The 14937-nt window shown below is 41.3% G+C and carries 15 protein-coding genes and 3 tRNA genes; 7 read left to right on the top strand and 11 right to left on the bottom strand.

From position 1 onward, the window contains the following. Positions 1-71 precede the first annotated feature (71 nt). Entirely contained in the window at positions 72-1712 is a 1641-nt protein-coding gene (locus L1D46_RS16685) for an endonuclease (protein WP_239977906.1), read from the top strand. A 60-nt stretch (positions 1713-1772) separates the two neighbouring features. On the opposite strand, the gene L1D46_RS16690 is transcribed toward L1D46_RS16685, so the two are convergent. The 8 genes from L1D46_RS16690 to nudE form a co-directional block, all read right to left on the bottom strand. After that, the gene (locus tag L1D46_RS16690; RefSeq protein ID WP_130050015.1) at positions 1773-2087 is read right to left on the bottom strand and encodes a hypothetical protein; all 315 of its coding nucleotides are present in this window, start codon (positions 2085-2087) and stop codon (positions 1773-1775) included. Between the two features lie 67 nt (positions 2088-2154). Continuing rightward, entirely contained in the window at positions 2155-2763 is a 609-nt protein-coding gene (locus L1D46_RS16695; protein ID WP_239977907.1) for a hypothetical protein, read from the bottom strand. An 80-nt stretch (positions 2764-2843) separates the two neighbouring features. Next, complete coding sequence (locus tag L1D46_RS16700) at positions 2844-3068, bottom strand: hypothetical protein (protein WP_239977908.1); 225 nt, start codon at positions 3066-3068, stop codon at positions 2844-2846. Between the two features lie 341 nt (positions 3069-3409). After that, a tRNA-Met gene (locus L1D46_RS16705) sits at positions 3410-3486 on the bottom strand. Between the two features lie 63 nt (positions 3487-3549). Then, a tRNA-Met gene (locus L1D46_RS16710) sits at positions 3550-3626 on the bottom strand. A 63-nt stretch (positions 3627-3689) separates the two neighbouring features. After that, positions 3690-3766, bottom strand: a tRNA-Met gene (locus L1D46_RS16715). A gap of 138 nt (positions 3767-3904) precedes the next feature. Next, the gene (gene cysQ / locus L1D46_RS16720; RefSeq protein ID WP_130050018.1) at positions 3905-4702 is read right to left on the bottom strand and encodes a 3'(2'),5'-bisphosphate nucleotidase CysQ; all 798 of its coding nucleotides are present in this window, start codon (positions 4700-4702) and stop codon (positions 3905-3907) included. Beyond that, positions 4695-5267 carry an ADP compounds hydrolase NudE gene (nudE, locus tag L1D46_RS16725; protein ID WP_205987937.1) on the bottom strand — a complete coding sequence of 191 codons (573 nt, stop codon included), beginning with the start codon at positions 5265-5267 and terminating at the stop codon, positions 4695-4697. The genes cysQ and nudE overlap by 8 nt, the downstream gene beginning before the upstream one ends. 61 nt (positions 5268-5328) lie before the next feature. Here nudE and yrfG point away from each other — a divergent pair, with 61 nt between their 5' ends. Next, a complete protein-coding gene (yrfG, locus tag L1D46_RS16730; protein ID WP_130050020.1) occupies positions 5329-5988 on the top strand; it encodes a GMP/IMP nucleotidase in 660 nt (219 codons plus the stop codon). A 12-nt stretch (positions 5989-6000) separates the two neighbouring features. Here the strand turns inward: yrfG and L1D46_RS16735 are convergent, their stop codons facing one another. Further along, positions 6001-6621 (bottom strand): dUTP diphosphatase, encoded by a 621-nt coding sequence (locus L1D46_RS16735; protein WP_055199370.1) that lies wholly within the window; start codon positions 6619-6621, stop codon positions 6001-6003. A 111-nt stretch (positions 6622-6732) separates the two neighbouring features. Between L1D46_RS16735 and L1D46_RS16740 the strand changes: the two genes are divergently transcribed. Continuing rightward, positions 6733-7362, top strand: coding sequence for a peroxiredoxin-like family protein (locus L1D46_RS16740; protein WP_130050021.1), 630 nt, complete (start codon positions 6733-6735; stop codon positions 7360-7362). 32 nt (positions 7363-7394) lie between these two features. On the opposite strand, the gene L1D46_RS16745 is transcribed toward L1D46_RS16740, so the two are convergent. Both L1D46_RS16745 and L1D46_RS16750 read right to left on the bottom strand, forming a co-directional pair. After that, complete coding sequence (locus L1D46_RS16745) at positions 7395-7763, bottom strand: YacL family protein (protein WP_130050022.1); 369 nt, start codon at positions 7761-7763, stop codon at positions 7395-7397. 121 nt (positions 7764-7884) lie between these two features. Then, positions 7885-8109 carry a hypothetical protein gene (locus tag L1D46_RS16750; protein WP_054554878.1) on the bottom strand — a complete coding sequence of 75 codons (225 nt, stop codon included), beginning with the start codon at positions 8107-8109 and terminating at the stop codon, positions 7885-7887. A 258-nt stretch (positions 8110-8367) separates the two neighbouring features. Here L1D46_RS16750 and uvrD point away from each other — a divergent pair, with 258 nt between their 5' ends. The 4 genes from uvrD to L1D46_RS16770 all read left to right on the top strand — a co-directional run bounded on the left by uvrD (position 8368) and on the right by L1D46_RS16770 (position 14583). Further along, on the top strand, positions 8368-10533 hold the full coding sequence (gene uvrD, locus L1D46_RS16755) for a DNA helicase II (protein WP_054563945.1): 2166 nt from the start codon (positions 8368-8370) through the stop codon (positions 10531-10533). Then, complete coding sequence (locus tag L1D46_RS16760; RefSeq protein ID WP_239977909.1) at positions 10511-12580, top strand: GNAT family N-acetyltransferase; 2070 nt, start codon at positions 10511-10513, stop codon at positions 12578-12580. The genes uvrD and L1D46_RS16760 overlap by 23 nt, the downstream gene beginning before the upstream one ends. Beyond that, a complete protein-coding gene (locus L1D46_RS16765) occupies positions 12543-13667 on the top strand; it encodes an ABC transporter substrate-binding protein (RefSeq protein ID WP_130050024.1) in 1125 nt (374 codons plus the stop codon). The genes L1D46_RS16760 and L1D46_RS16765 overlap by 38 nt, the downstream gene beginning before the upstream one ends. Before the next feature lie 67 nt (positions 13668-13734). After that, positions 13735-14583: a CZB domain-containing protein gene (locus tag L1D46_RS16770; protein ID WP_239977910.1), complete on the top strand. Its 849-nt coding sequence runs from the start codon at positions 13735-13737 to the stop codon at positions 14581-14583. Positions 14584-14937 lie beyond the last annotated feature (354 nt).

Below are 14937 nucleotides of genomic sequence, written 5' to 3' on the forward strand. Positions count from 1 at the left end.
CAATTAGCCTATACTCGCTGTGTTCATTTTGAGAACAGCAAAAACTATTAAAATATARAAAGGAAACTACAATGTCACACGGGACATGTAATAAATATATGCTAGCCAGTGGCTTACTGTGTCTAGCGAGTTCAGCATTTGCAAATGTTAATAATGCCGACTTCGAAACTTGGTCAGCAAATAGCCCTGCAAGCTGGAGCATCATAGATAGCGGTATTAGTCTTAGCGCTAATAGTAATGTGGTTTACTCAGGTAATTACTCAGCGCAAGTCGTGGTAAATACTGGCACGCAAAGTAATACCGATTTACAACAATTAGTTGATGTTGTGGCGGGCGAAAGTTATGAGTTTTCTGCTTGGGTTTACCATACAGAAGGCGGCGTAAAAGCACGCTTAGTGGTTGATGGCTATCAAGGCTATTCTAATTCAGCAATAACTAATCAGTGGCAACAAGTCAGTTACCAGTATACAGCCTCTGCAACAACGTCTATTAATGTTGGCTTACGCTTTTACGACGTCGCAGGTTTTGATGGCAGCGAAGTAGTTTATGTAGATAACTTGGCACCAAGCACAGGCTCAACCCCACCTCCTATGGGCAGCTGCGCAGATAACCAAGTATCTTTGACCCTCACTACCGATAACTATGGGGAAGAAACCAGCTGGCAAATCACTAATAGCCAAGGTAGTGCAGTGGCAGCAGGCGGCAGCTATGCAGCAAATACTCAGTACAGTGAGCAAGCATGTTTAACTGATGGTGACTATACCTTTACTATTTTTGATAGTTATGGTGATGGCATATGTTGCTCTTACGGTAACGGTAGCTATAGCCTTTCGTCAGGTCAAACAGTACTTGCTAGTGGTGCAAGCTTCCAAAGCTCAGAAGCTACGCCGTTTAGTTTAGGTGATAGCTCAGGCGGCGGTGACGGTGGTGGTACGACACCAACTGAGCCAACTGGATACTATGTTACAACGCAAGGCCTTAGTGGTTATGCACTGAAAACAGAGTTATACAACATCATTAAAGGTCACAACTCGCAGGGCTATTCAGCAATTTGGAGTTTTTACGATGTTGCTTCACGCGATAAGTATTTTGAAAATGACAACTCAATTTTAGACCGTTATTCAGAAAACCCGGCAGGCCAAGACAGCTACAACTATGTTGCTGTGAGCGATCAATGTGGTACATACAACAGCGAAGCAGATTGCTACAACCGTGAGCATTCTTTCCCGAAAAGTTGGTTTGGTGGAACAGTTGAACCAATGAATTCAGACGTACATCACATTTTTGCCACTGATGGTTATGTCAACTCAAAACGCAGTAACTATCCATTTGGTGAAGTAGCTAGTGCAAGCTATACCTCTAGTAACGGCAGCAAATTAGGCAGCGCTGCTAGCTCATTAAATTACTCAGGAACGGTTTTTGAACCTATTGATGAATTTAAAGGTGACTTTGCAAGAGCGTATTTCTATATGGCAACACGCTATGAAAACGTGATTGGCTCATGGCAAAACAACACAACCTACAGTAACGCTGTACTGAATGGTTCATCAAATCAGGTATTTGAGAGCTGGGTCGTTGCTATGTTATTAAAATGGCATAATGAGGATCCTGTTAGCCAATTAGAGCTTGACCGTAACCAAGCTGCTTATGAACATCAAGGTAACCGCAACCCATTTGTGGATCACCCAGAATTTGTAGAAATGATTTGGTAACTTCGTTAAGCCAAGGCGCTTAGTTTCGGCTAAGTGCCTTTTTAAACGACAAAACATGAGCTAACCCTCGAATACGTTTAACTGCTCGACGAGACGAATGTCATGTAACAAATGGTTATGCCTTACCGACAAAGTGTTTTCTGGTGTTGGCTGTATTTTGTAACCGAGGTGCTGTAAAACCAGTGTAAATAGCGCTTTCTGCTGGTAACCCATAGGTTGCCCATTTAATTGAAACTCTTCGATTACATTCTGCGCATAACTAGAATTATTTTGTAATGACTGCCAAATGTGCTTTTGCACTTGATAAACCTGTATCACTGACGTGTGATAGCAATTGATCTGTAGGCTTAATAAATAGTTTTCTAGTGAGCTCATAGGGATATCCATAACAAAAAAAATCACTTTAAAAGCTCAAGTTAAGTTGAGGTAAAGTGTTTTGTTATTATTTTTTACCCCATTTATTCATAATTTGTTTAAATAGTTTTGCTTCTTTATCTTCACAGGGTCTTGGGGATCCGCTTGGCACTCCAGATTTACCAAACACCGAATTAAGGTCAATGTCATAGCACTGACCATTAAGCATCTCGGTACGCTTGCTGCCATCGCCACTTTGCCAAACGACGGTTGCTTTATCAGAGACGGTTAATTGCGCAGGCACTGTAACCCTGCCTACAGACGAATTATTATGTGCGGCTTCAACCTGTCCAAATGCAGAGGCACTAGTAGCGCTATTTTCAAAATTAAGCTGTGGAATTGGCGCATAAGGGTTGAGCTTTTTAAAGGGTATCGCAGCTTTTTTTGAGTTTTCAGTGCTCACTTGTCTCTGCTCACTAACCAAGCTTTCAAGTGCTTTAGCATCTTTTACCTGTTCAGAGCCATTCTTCGGTATACCTTCTTTTTGCGGCACAGCCTTAGCCTCATCTGGCATTATTTGTGGCTGTTCTGGTGAAGGTTTTTCTTGGGTTTTCTTAACACTCGGTAACGCAGTTAAATCAACACTCACATAAGCGTTGATTACTTTTGGTGGCTCGGCAACTGAAGGCCGTTTCACAAATTTGCCATGTTGAATAAACAGCAGCAATAACAAAACATGCAGCGTAATTGAAATGATCCATGCTTTATAATTCCTTTTTAACACCCAAGCGCTCCGTTTTTGTTTATAAGAGTGACAAATGAACGAATAAGTTCATCGGAAATTAAACGGTAAGCGGTAAGCGGTAAGCGGTAAGCGGTAAGCGGTAAGCGGTAAGCGGTAAGCGGTAAGCGGTAAGCGGTAAGCGGTAAGCGGTAAGCGGTAAGCGGTAAAAAACTAACTAATAACAAACTTGAGTCAAGTGTTCTCTGTCTAAAACCCACCCATTCGATCTGCTTAAAGCTTAGGGCTTAGGGCTTAAAACTTTTTCAAGCATAAAAAACACGCTTTCGCGTGCCTGATTACTATACATTTTAATTTCAGTTGCTTGCGGGAGCTGTGGCTAATGAGAGCGAACCGACGACCTTCGGCTCATGGCGCCTAAATTTCAGGCATAAAAAAACACGCTTTCGCGTGCCTGATTACTATAAATTTTAATTTCAGTTGGTTGCGGGAGCTGTGGCTAATGAGAGCGAACCGACGACCTTCGGCTCATGGCTCCTAAATTTCAGGCATAAAAAAACACGCTTTCGCGTGCCTGATTACTATAAATTTTAATTTCAGTTGGTTGCGGGAGCCGGATTTGAACCGACGACCTTCGGGTTATGAGCCCGACGAGCTACCAGGCTGCTCCATCCCGCGCCTGAAATTGTAGATTTATTTAAAGTTGCTTTACATGACAACTTGGCTTCCAATTCAGAAAATTGGTTGCGGGAGCCGGATTTGAACCGACGACCTTCGGGTTATGAGCCCGACGAGCTACCAGGCTGCTCCATCCCGCGCCTGTAATTATTAAGTTTATTTTACTTCTCACTTAATTTAAGAAGTCAGCCAATTCAGAAAATTGGTTGCGGGAGCCGGATTTGAACCGACGACCTTCGGGTTATGAGCCCGACGAGCTACCAGGCTGCTCCATCCCGCGCCTGTAATCTCTAAGTAACGTTAACATGTTAACCATGCCTTGTTCCGAAGAGAGCGCTATAATATAGCAATTAAATTAGAAATCAAGCGTTATAATTGAAATAGAGCCTCAACCGAACAAAAAGCACACAAAACTACACTAAAATCCGCGCTGATGAGGACTAATCATTTTTTGCCATTCCCAATCAGGGTGCCCCATGACGATAAAGTCTGGATTCTCGGTACTTTCACGTTGATTATAAGTGAGTGGGTTAAATTCAGCATCCGTAATACATCCTCCGGCTTCTTCAACAATCACTTGCGAAGCGCCGGTATCCCACTCACCTGTTGGCCCTATTCGTAAAAAACAATCGGCTTTACCTTCTGCTATGATACAAGCTTTTAGTGAACATGAGCCTAATGCCACAGTCGCAAACTGAGTATTTAGATACTGGCTTACAGCTTCAATTTTTTGTCTGCGGCTTACAGCTAAGGTTAAATTATCGGGTGTTGCTACTGAAATTTGCTGATCTTGGCCATTTTCACGTTTAAATGCACCATTTTGGTAACTTGCAAAATAAGTTATTTGTTTCGCTGGCCAATGAATAACGCCAAGAACTGGACGATTATTTTCAACTAAAGCGATATTTACTGCAAAATCACCACTTTCGAGAATAAACTCACCCGTACCATCCATTGGATCAAGTAACCAATAACGATGCCAATCTTTTCTGTCTGCAAGTGCTGGAATGGGTGTTTCTTCTGACATAATTGGAATATCAGGTGCTATAGCCTTTAAACCTGCCATTAATACATCGTTAGATGCTAAATCGGCCTTGGTGACCGGAGTATGATCTGACTTTTGCTCAGCACCAATATCATCCTGCTGATAAATTGCCATAATGGCATCGCCCGCTTGCTCAGCTAACCGAATGCACGGTTCTAAAAAATCATTCATTGCCCGCTCCCGACTCTAAGTACTTTGTTAATAATAGCAAAGCTGCGACACTTCGTGCTTCAGTAAAGTCTTCTTGTTGCAATAATGATTGCCAATCACTCATTGGCCATTTCACCACAACAAGCGGTTCTGGCTCATCACCAGGCAAGGTTTCAGGGTAAAGATCTTCGGCATACAAAATATGCATAGTGGCATTAAAGTAACTAGGTGCCATACTGACTTTTTTAAGTTCAGCGAAATGCTTAGCACCAAAGCCAACCTCTTCTTTGAGCTCGCGGTCGGCAGCTTGCTCAGGTGTTTCACCTGGGTCAATTAAACCTTTTGGAAAACCCAACTGATAATCATTGGTACCCGCACAATACTCTCGCACTAATAACAGTTCGTTATCGGCCGTTACAGGTACAATCATAACGGCACCTCTGCCACCGCCACGAATTCTTTCGTATTGCCTTTGCTCGTCATTTGAGAACTTCAATTCGAGAGATTCAACAGTAAATAATCGGCTTTTAGCGACAACTTCATTAGACAAAATTTGCGGTGGTGTAGGATGCTTTTTCTGTGTCATTGGCATTAATTTGCTATCATGGCAGTTATGCTCATCATAAATCTTTTAAAGTGAATTGCCTATGTTAAATTGGTCAAAAATCGATACTGTGTTGTTAGATATGGATGGCACCCTACTCGATTTGCATTTTGATAATTACTTTTGGCTTACTGTTATTCCCGAGCAATATGCGCATAAACATAAAATCAGTTTAGACGAAGCAAAAGCTGACATTTTGCACCGTTATCAACAAGTTCACGGACAAATTAATTGGTACTGCTTAGATTATTGGCAACAGCAACTTGACTTACCAATTATGGCGTTAAAACGTGACATTCAACATTTAATCAGAATTCGTGAAGATGTTCCGCCATTTCTAACGGAACTAAGAAAAGCAGGCAAGCAATTGATCATGCTCACTAACGCACACCCAGATTGTGCCATGTTAAAGTTTGAACTAACTGCGATTGATAACTACTTAGATGGCGTGATCTCAACTCACCAATATGGCGTGAGTAAAGAGCATCAACCATTATGGCAACAAGTACACCAAGAATGGCAGTTTGATAAGGAACGGACTTTATTTGTGGATGACAGCCCGGCAGTACTCGATGCGGCAAAAGAGTTTGGTATTGGTCATATTCTTGCGGTTGCCAACCCAGATAGTCAGCAACCGCACAAGCAGTTCGATGGCTTTTTATCGACCATCGATTTTCGAGAGTTTATGCCCGTTATAAAATGAGCATAAACACGTTTATTTAGGGTAACGCTGCTCTAAGCCTTGGTATACAAGCTTTGCGAAATCCGCGTGCTCTGTATCTAGGCTTTTTACAACTTCAACTAGGTGCTCATTATCTTCTTGACCGTTCCACACTTTGATATAACTACCGTCTTTGTAGCCATGATCTTGGCGGAAAAAATTCAAAGTGTTTTTACCTACGTAACCACGGTATAAATCGTCGATATCCATACCGATTTGTGCCATACAACCAGCAAATGCAGCAGCATTAAAGCTCTTTTCAGCGACAGCTGAAGCAGCTAATAATTCGAGTGTTTGTTTAAAGTCATCAGCTTGAACTGGCGCACTTAACTCTGCTTCAAGTTGTGCTGCTAACTGCTCATAGCTGGTTTCACCATCGATACGTAAAGATAAACCGAAATGGAAAATATCAACTAACTCTAAAATAACTTGTTCAGTATCTGGAGTTTGTTTCTTCCACCACTTCCAACCATAGTGATCAAGCATTTCAGCACACTCAACCCAAATTGCACGATACCATTCAAAACCTTGGCTAAACCATTGCTCATGTACTTTGGTATTCATCGCATTTTGCATCTCGAGCATGACAACGAGTTTTTGTAAATTAGCAGACATTTTTTATCCCAACTTGCATTTTTTATTTGCCTATATATTACAGTAAAGATGAAATAAATACCGCAACAATCAGGTCATCTTTGCAGTTGATAAAAATAACCGAGGAAGCCCATGTTTAAATCTCTACTTATTAGCGCACTGTTTGTGCTATCAAGCCAAGTTGTTGCTGCAACTGCCTCTAATATTGCCGAATCTGCAGAGCAAGTCAGTCCATTATTACCAGGATTAGCGGTGCCAAATGTTGAATTAAAAGACCAATACGGCAAAACCGTCTCATTAAGTGAGCGCTTTAAAGAAAAAACCACAGTGCTGATTGTTTATCGTGGTGGCTGGTGTCCATATTGTTCAAAACAATTGGCCAGCGTACAAAAAATAGAGAAAGAATTAGCTAATTTAGATGCGCAATTAATTGCCGTTTCGCCAGACAGCCCTGAAAAACTTGCTGAAACAAAAATTACAGCTCCTAGCTATCAATTGCTTTCTGACGACAGCCTCACTTTGGCGCAAACGTTAGGTTTAGCATTTTACTTAGATGACAAAACAGCAAAGATTTACCGCAATAAGCTTGGGGTTAACTTTGTGTCGCTAGATGGTGAAGCGAAAGTAGCGTTACCAGTACCTGCAGTGTTTGTAATCGACACAAATGGGTTAGTTCATTTTCAATATGCTAACCCAAATTACAAAGTACGTTTAACAGAGGATTTATTACTAGCAGCTGTTAAATCAGTGAGCGAACAATAAATTAGCAAGGGATAAGCAGAACATGCTTCTGCTTATCGGCCTTGTGTAAATTCTTGCCAAGATTCAATTAAATCAACAAAGTCTTCAAAGCCGCAGCCACTGCACAGGCCTTCTTCTTCAAGCATTAAATCATCATCTTGGTAGGCAACTAAGTCTTCATTATCTTGATGTAATGCATGTGCTTCGAATAATGCTTCGTCTTTACTTAAGATCAAATCAATTTCTTGACCTTGTAAGGTTAAAGGCTCATGGCAGCTGTTAACCGCAGCGATCAAAGCTTGCACCATCGCTATTTTTTCTTTACCAACTTCTTCGTTTAGCCAACGGCCTATGATGGCATGTTCAGAAGAAATTTTAATGCGTAAACCGCTAATAGGGTCGCGGATAAATTGATATTCCATGGAGGGTACTCATAATACATTATCTGCTAATTATACCGTTTGCAGCTAAACGTGGCGAGTTTTGCAACCTTAAAACAACACGAGCGCCTAAGTGGCGCTCGTGTTTGTGCTATTTAAATAGCTAGAGTCGCGATTTGAAGCGTGCAGCATCAATAATCGCCCATAGGTATACGATTGGCAGTAAAATAAAACCAACTGCCACATAAATTAGTGCACCACTAATAACCCATGCTAAAAAGAATGCAATAGCCGCCATTAAACGACCTTGTACCAATTGCCCTAAACCAGGAAAAAAGATATTACATATTGCTGCGATTACATTACCGCCAGAACCTTGCTCTGCCATACTAACCTCTATAGTTTTTAATGATTATACTTTTAGTAAACATACTTTATGCCAACTTATTATGGCTTACAAATCAAAGCGTTAAAAAATAGCGTTTTTTTGATTTTAGTTCTTTTTGCTAAAAATCGGTCAAATTCACAATTTTTATTTACAATTTTAATGACTTGCCAAAATAGCTGTTTATAAAAACAGTATTTTATTTAGCCTTGCATAAACACCTGTTATACTCCACTCATTATAGATTGAAAAGGCGTAACGATGGACGTTTCTGAATTACTCGATGGCTTAAATGACAAACAACGGGATGCAGTCGCAGCCCCATTGCAAAACATGCTAGTACTTGCAGGTGCGGGTTCTGGTAAAACTCGAGTACTTGTTCATCGCATCGCATGGCTTATGCAAGTTGAGCAAGCTTCTGCATATAGTATCTTTGCGGTAACGTTCACTAACAAAGCCGCGAAAGAAATGCGCACCCGTGTAGAAGAAACGTTAAAAGCACCGGTTGGTGGTATGTGGATTGGTACTTTCCATGGCTTATCTCATCGTATTTTGCGCGCCCATCACCGTGAAGCGAACTTGCCTGAAAGCTTTCAAATCTTAGATTCTGATGATCAACAACGTATGATCAAACGCTTGCTTAAAGCGATGAACATCGATGACAAAAAGTGGCCTGCAAAACAGTTTGGCTGGTATATCAGTGCGAAAAAAGATGAAGGCCTACGTCCTAAAGACATTCAAGCCTACGATATTAACGAGCAAATGATGTTGAAAGTCTATGCTGCGTATCAAGAGGCTTGTGACCGCGCTGGTTTAGTCGACTTTGCAGAAATACTGCTACGCTGCTACGAAGTACTTAAGAATCATCCGACACTTTTACGTCACTATCAACAGCGTTTTGCCCACATGCTGGTAGACGAGTTTCAGGATACCAATACTATTCAATATGCTTGGTTAAAATTACTCGCGGGTAATACGAATAGTATTATGATCGTAGGTGATGATGACCAAAGTATTTATGGCTGGCGTGGCGCAAAAATTGAGAATATCAAACGCTTTTTAACTGACTTCGAAGCCGAAACCATTCGCCTTGAACAAAATTACCGCTCAACAGCAACCATTTTGAAAGCGTCAAATGCGCTGATCAAAAACAATGCTGAACGCATGGGCAAAAGCCTTTGGACAGACGGCAATGATGGTGAGCCTATTTCTGTTTATGCCGCTTTTAATGAATTAGACGAAGCACGCTTTGTTAGCAGCAAGCTACGTAGCTGGCTAAATGCAGGTAATGCATTACAAGACGCCGCCATTTTATACCGTAACAACGCGCAATCTCGTGTACTCGAGGAAGCAATGTTGCAAGAAGGCTTAAAATACCGCATATACGGTGGTATGCGCTTCTTCGAACGCCAAGAGATCAAAGATGCACTTTCGTATTTACGTTTAGTCGGTAACCGCCAAGATGATGCCGCTTTCGAGCGTGTTATTAACACCCCAGCACGCGGCATTGGTGATAAAACGTTAAGCCACATTCGTGATTGCGCGCGGAATGAGTCACTGCCGCTTTGGTATGCCGCAAAAGCAATTGTAGAGCAGCAGCACTTATCTGGCCGTGCAGCAAGTGCAGTCACTAAGTTCTTAGAACTTGTTGAACATATCGAAGATAAAATCAGCGATCTGACCTTAGAAGAGCAAGCTAAATACGCCATTCAAACTTCTGGGTTAATGGCTATGTATCAAGCTGAAAAAGGTGAAAAAGGCCGTGCTCGCGTAGAAAACTTAGAAGAGCTTATTAGTGCGTGTGGCCAATATGAACTACCGGAAGATGAAGAATTCAGCTCGCCACTACAGGGCTTTTTGGCTTATACCTCACTAGAATCAGGCGAGGGCCAAGCCGATGAGCACGAAGACGCGGTTCAAATGATGACCCTGCACTCAGCAAAAGGCTTAGAGTTCCCGCTGGTATTTATGGTCGGTGTTGAAGAAGGCATGTTCCCGTCACAGCAAAGTAATGAAGAATCTGGCCGTTTAGAAGAAGAACGCCGCTTGTGCTATGTAGGTATGACTCGCGCAATGGAAAAACTATACATTAGCCACGCGGAAAGTCGCCGTTTATACGGACAAGAAAAATACCATAGTCCATCACGCTTTTTACGTGAAATGCCTGAAGACTGTATCGAAGAAATTCGTATTAAAACCCAGGTCTCAAGGCCACCTGCGGCAGGTCGCTTTAGTCCATCAGTGACGCATGCAGCATTTGAAGATAGCGGCTTTAACTTAGGACAACGTGTATTGCACGCCAAGTTTGGTGCAGGGACCGTACTCAATTACGAGGGTAGCGGCGCACAGTCACGTATTCAAGTGAACTTTGATGACTTAGGCAGCAAATGGCTTGTAACACAGTATGCAAGACTTCAAGCCTTATAATGAGTATATAACAGCACTGTGTAACGAGCTGGTGATTGCAAAGCATCGCCAGCTTGTCATAGTGCAAGGAAGCGAAACTTGGTGCTATCAGTTTGCTAGCCAACTAGCGCTTAAAAATAGCTATGTTTTCAGCAGTAGCTCACAATTAGTGAGTAGTGAGTTTCCAAAACATGCTCACCAAATTCTTGGCCAAGAGTTTCAGCACGCAATTTTTGATGGTTTTAGCGGCTTATATGTCGATAAACTAGCAGCGCTTGCAGGTACCGTAAAAGCAGGTGGTGTACTGATATTATTACTGCCCAATGACAGTCATTGGCAAGACCCTGCACTAAGGAGTATTACCTCCTATGGCGAAGAGATTACACACAGTTTTTTTAATCAGCGTTTTTTCGCCAAGCTAAAGTTGCAGCCACATTATTTAACTCAGCATTCTCTCCCAGCTTACCAGCCGGTATCACCAGCAACTGCTGAGATAAACTATCAGCAACAACAGCTATGTGTAGAGCAAATAATTAAAACCGCGACAGGGCGCACTAATCGACCTTTAGTTATTAGTGCAGATCGAGGTCGTGGTAAGTCAGCCGCTTTAGGGCTTGCAGCAGCAAATCTTCAAGATAAGAAAATCCTTATTTGTGCAACACAAGCTAAAGCCGTACAAACAAGCTTTAAACATTTAGCCGCTAAGCTTGGTATCAGCAAAGAGCAAAACTGTAAACAACTAGCTAACCTCAGCTATGTTGCGCCAGATACACTGTTAAACGAAAAACCAGACTGTGATCTGCTATTTGTCGATGAAGCTGCCGCTATTCCTGTACCAATGTTATTGCAGATCCTGAAAAATTACCCACGAATCGTATTTGCTAGCACTATGATTGGTTATGAAGGGAATGGGCGTGGTTATACGTTACGCTTTTTACATTATTTACGTGGCCAATTTAAATCACTAAAGACAATCACTTTGGGCGAGCCAATTCGTTTTGCCAACCATGACCCGCTAGAAAATATCATACGTGAACTATTACTACTCGATGCAAAGTACCTAGACACGCAAAGTAGTGAAGCATACGAATTTGAAAATATAAGCAAAGAACAACTTATTGATAATGAGCAGCTACTTAGCCAAATTATGGCGCTATTGGCGTTGGCTCATTACCAAACCACGGTAAACGACTTACGGCAATTGCTTGATGCCCCTGAGTTACAGCTATCTATCTGTAAACAAGAAAATGCGTTAAAAGCCGTTTGCTTAATTGCTATTGAGGGTGGCTTAACAGCAGAAATCGCAGAGCAAGTAATAAAAGGAAAGCGTCGACCACATGGTCATTTAATGGCGCAAACTCTGACTCAATTGAGCCGAAATACAGAAGATTTGTGTAAACGCTCAGCGAGAGTGGTAAGAATAGCGGTCGCACCAGAGTCCCATCAACAAGGTATAGGTTCAGCCCTATTAAACTTTTGTGAGAACCAATTAAAAGATTGTAGTTATTTCGGAGCCAGCTTTGGGGCAAACGCTGCTTTAGTTAAGTTTTGGCAAAGTAATGGCTTTAATGTTGTTAAACTTGGATTTAGTCACGATAAAGCGACCGCGGAACATGCTGCCTTAGTGATGAAAGCTTTAGATGAGCAAAGCAAAGATAGAGCTGCACAATTCATTGAAGAATTTAAACAAGACCTCTCTTTGCAACTACTCAGCCATTTTAGCTCACTTCCTTGGCAGCTTATTATGGAACTATTTAAAGGCCACCCTAGAAGTGACTGTCCTGAAGGCTTAAATGAAAGAGCAGAACGGCTCTTAACAAGCGATATTAACCACTTTCAAGTACAGCCATTGCTATGGCAAATGATTTGGTGCACACCAATTAGTCTAAATTTATTAGATGAAAATACAAAATTCATCCTAATTCGACTAGTATTACAGCAAACCTCTGTAAATAGCTTGATCGAAGAAGCCGGTTTTACAGGTAAAAAAGACTTAGACTTAAAGTTCAAAACCGCAGTGCAAGGTTGGTATGCTCACTATAAATCTCTTCAAAATAACAGCCATTAAGTGTTTCTGTATATATACCTTACTGCTATCTCAGTTCGCTTTCGCTGAGCTTAAACAACCAACTATTAAACTTGGCATGTCTACAGCACTGACTGGACCTGCTAAGCAAATAGGCGAACAACTAGCGCTTGGCAGTAATATTTACTTCAATAAAATCAACAAAGAAAACGGTATTAATGGGCAAAGTATCGATCTAATATTAGCTGATGATGGCTATGAGCCAAAAAATGCCGTAGTGAATACCCGCGAGTTTTTATTTGACCAAAAGATCCATGCAATTTTTGGCTCAATGGGAACACCGACAGCCCATGCAATTAAACCCCTGCTAGATAGGCACCGCATTCCATTTCTAATGCCATTTACGGGCGCTGACTTTTTACATAACAGTTCAATGCCAAATGTATTCAACCTCCGTGCCAGCTACCAAGATGAAGCGATTGAGCAAATTAACTATTTAATCAAAGAGCAAAAGCATGAAAAAATTGGGCTAATGATCCAGGCTGATGAATTTGGTTATATGGTTGAGAGCAACCTGGTTAACGCACTAAAAATACATGGAATTAAGCCAGTAGAAGTTGCTCGATTTAAGCGTAATAGTCAGGATATCTCTAAGGCATTAACTCTGTTAAAGGAAAGTAATGCAACCGCAATTTGTTTAGTTGGCACCTACGAGCCTCTCGCTGAATTTATTAATGCAGCAAACAAACAAGGCTTCAACCCTGACTATACTTCTGTGTCTTTCGTTTCCAGTCATGATTTATACAAGCGTGTCAAACAACCCGCCAACATTATGGTCACCGAAGTGGTTCCCGACCCAAATAACTGTAAAAACTCTTGGTGTAAGCAGTTTATTGAAGATATCGAGCCATATCACACTAGTGCAAATAGAATTATTTTTGAAGGTTATTTGAATGCCGTTGCATTGGTTAGCGCTGCCAAGAAATGTCCAACACCATTAAACAATCAATGCTTACTTACCGAATTAAATCGTTTGTTTACTGACACGTCTGATTTCGCTGATTTATTTAACACCCACTCCGCAGGAAATAACAAAAAAATCTACCGCTCATATTTTAAAAGTAATTAGGTTAAACTACGACTAAAATACAATAATGTTCTATGCTATAGAGACTTAACAAGGCTTTGAGGGAAATATGGATCTGATTAATTTTCGAGTTGGGCAAAAGACCATTTCACTAAAAATTCTCGATATTCTTCTAACTGAGCGTTACGAAGGAAATCTCACGTCTTTGCCAAATGAAAATAAAAGCTTCATTGGGGTTAAAGATTACATGGAAACTCCTACGCCTATTTTTGATTTAGGAATTGTATTAAACAATCACTCCACCAAAGAAACCAATGCCGAGTTATCTGACCTTTTAGTTGAAAGAGAAAAAGACCACTTAGATTGGCTAGATGCCTTAGAAAATAGCTTAGTTACTGGCGCGCCTTTTACAAAAGCCACTGATCCAGATAAATGTGCTTTTGGTCGTTGGTATAATAACTTCGAAACAGATAATGAAGACTTAAAAAGTATATTAGCTAAGTTCGATAAGCCACACCGCGAATTACATGCCATGGCTGGTGAGTTATTAGAATTGCAAAAAAGCCAACCTCACGACAAAGTCATTAGCTTATTTGCAGAGAAAAAGCGCCAAACATTCAATCAGCTTATTAGGCTATTTGAATCGGCACGTGAGCAGATCATTCTTGATTACAAGCCAATAATCATCTTCACTACTAAAGATGGCGTTACGCCACATATAGGCTTATTAGTCGACAAAGTAGAAGACAGCATCAACGTTAAGAAAGAAGATATTAAACCGCTAGAACAATTAACCTCTGTTGGTTTTGATGTTGACCCGCAAACTAAAAACATGATGCGCGGACTAATTAAAATGAAGCATAAACACAGCTTATTATTAGACCCAAGCGCCATCTTCCGTCCAGAACACCTAATGCGCCACGAGGCAGAAGAAACCGAAGAGTATGGGCTTTTTTAGTTAGCAAGTTGCGAGTGTAAAGTCATAAAGGCTCTAGGCTCTAGGCTCTAGGCTCTAGGCTCTAGGCAAAGTGTACTTGTAGCAATGGATTCAGCCATGAATATATTGGTTATGGCCTAGATTCGGCACTGACGTGCCTCCTACAGGGTTTTGTTGCTGAGGGAGTCTCAGCACTATACAACCCCATATTTCAGCTAACGGCTGAAAGCTGACAGCTCCAGACGCAAAAAAGCCCGACTCTTTCGAATCGGGCTTTCTTTAATTTGGAGCCTGGCAATGTCCTACTTTCACATGGCAAATGCCACACTATCATCGGCGCTGTTTCGTTTCACTACTGAGTTCGGCATGGGGTCA

It is taken from the genome of Pseudoalteromonas sp. Isolate3 (assembly GCF_022398505.1).
Classification (GTDB): Bacteria; Pseudomonadota; Gammaproteobacteria; order Enterobacterales; family Alteromonadaceae; genus Pseudoalteromonas; species Pseudoalteromonas apostichopi.

Coding starts and splice junctions, on each gene's coding strand:
- L1D46_RS16685 (WP_239977906.1), top strand. CDS start 72: ATGTCACACGGGACATGTAATAAATATATGCTAGCCAGTGGCTTACTG.
- L1D46_RS16690 (WP_130050015.1), bottom strand. CDS start 2,087: ATGAGCTCACTAGAAAACTATTTATTAAGCCTACAGATCAATTGCTAT.
- cysQ (WP_130050018.1), bottom strand. CDS start 4,702: ATGAATGATTTTTTAGAACCGTGCATTCGGTTAGCTGAGCAAGCGGGC.
- nudE (WP_205987937.1), bottom strand. CDS start 5,267: ATGACACAGAAAAAGCATCCTACACCACCGCAAATTTTGTCTAATGAA.
- yrfG (WP_130050020.1), top strand. CDS start 5,329: ATGTTAAATTGGTCAAAAATCGATACTGTGTTGTTAGATATGGATGGC.
- L1D46_RS16735 (WP_055199370.1), bottom strand. CDS start 6,621: ATGTCTGCTAATTTACAAAAACTCGTTGTCATGCTCGAGATGCAAAAT.
- L1D46_RS16740 (WP_130050021.1), top strand. CDS start 6,733: ATGTTTAAATCTCTACTTATTAGCGCACTGTTTGTGCTATCAAGCCAA.
- L1D46_RS16745 (WP_130050022.1), bottom strand. CDS start 7,763: ATGGAATATCAATTTATCCGCGACCCTATTAGCGGTTTACGCATTAAA.
- L1D46_RS16750 (WP_054554878.1), bottom strand. CDS start 8,109: ATGGCAGAGCAAGGTTCTGGCGGTAATGTAATCGCAGCAATATGTAAT.
- uvrD (WP_054563945.1), top strand. CDS start 8,368: ATGGACGTTTCTGAATTACTCGATGGCTTAAATGACAAACAACGGGAT.
- L1D46_RS16760 (WP_239977909.1), top strand. CDS start 10,511: ATGCAAGACTTCAAGCCTTATAATGAGTATATAACAGCACTGTGTAAC.
- L1D46_RS16765 (WP_130050024.1), top strand. CDS start 12,543: ATGCTCACTATAAATCTCTTCAAAATAACAGCCATTAAGTGTTTCTGT.
- L1D46_RS16770 (WP_239977910.1), top strand. CDS start 13,735: ATGGATCTGATTAATTTTCGAGTTGGGCAAAAGACCATTTCACTAAAA.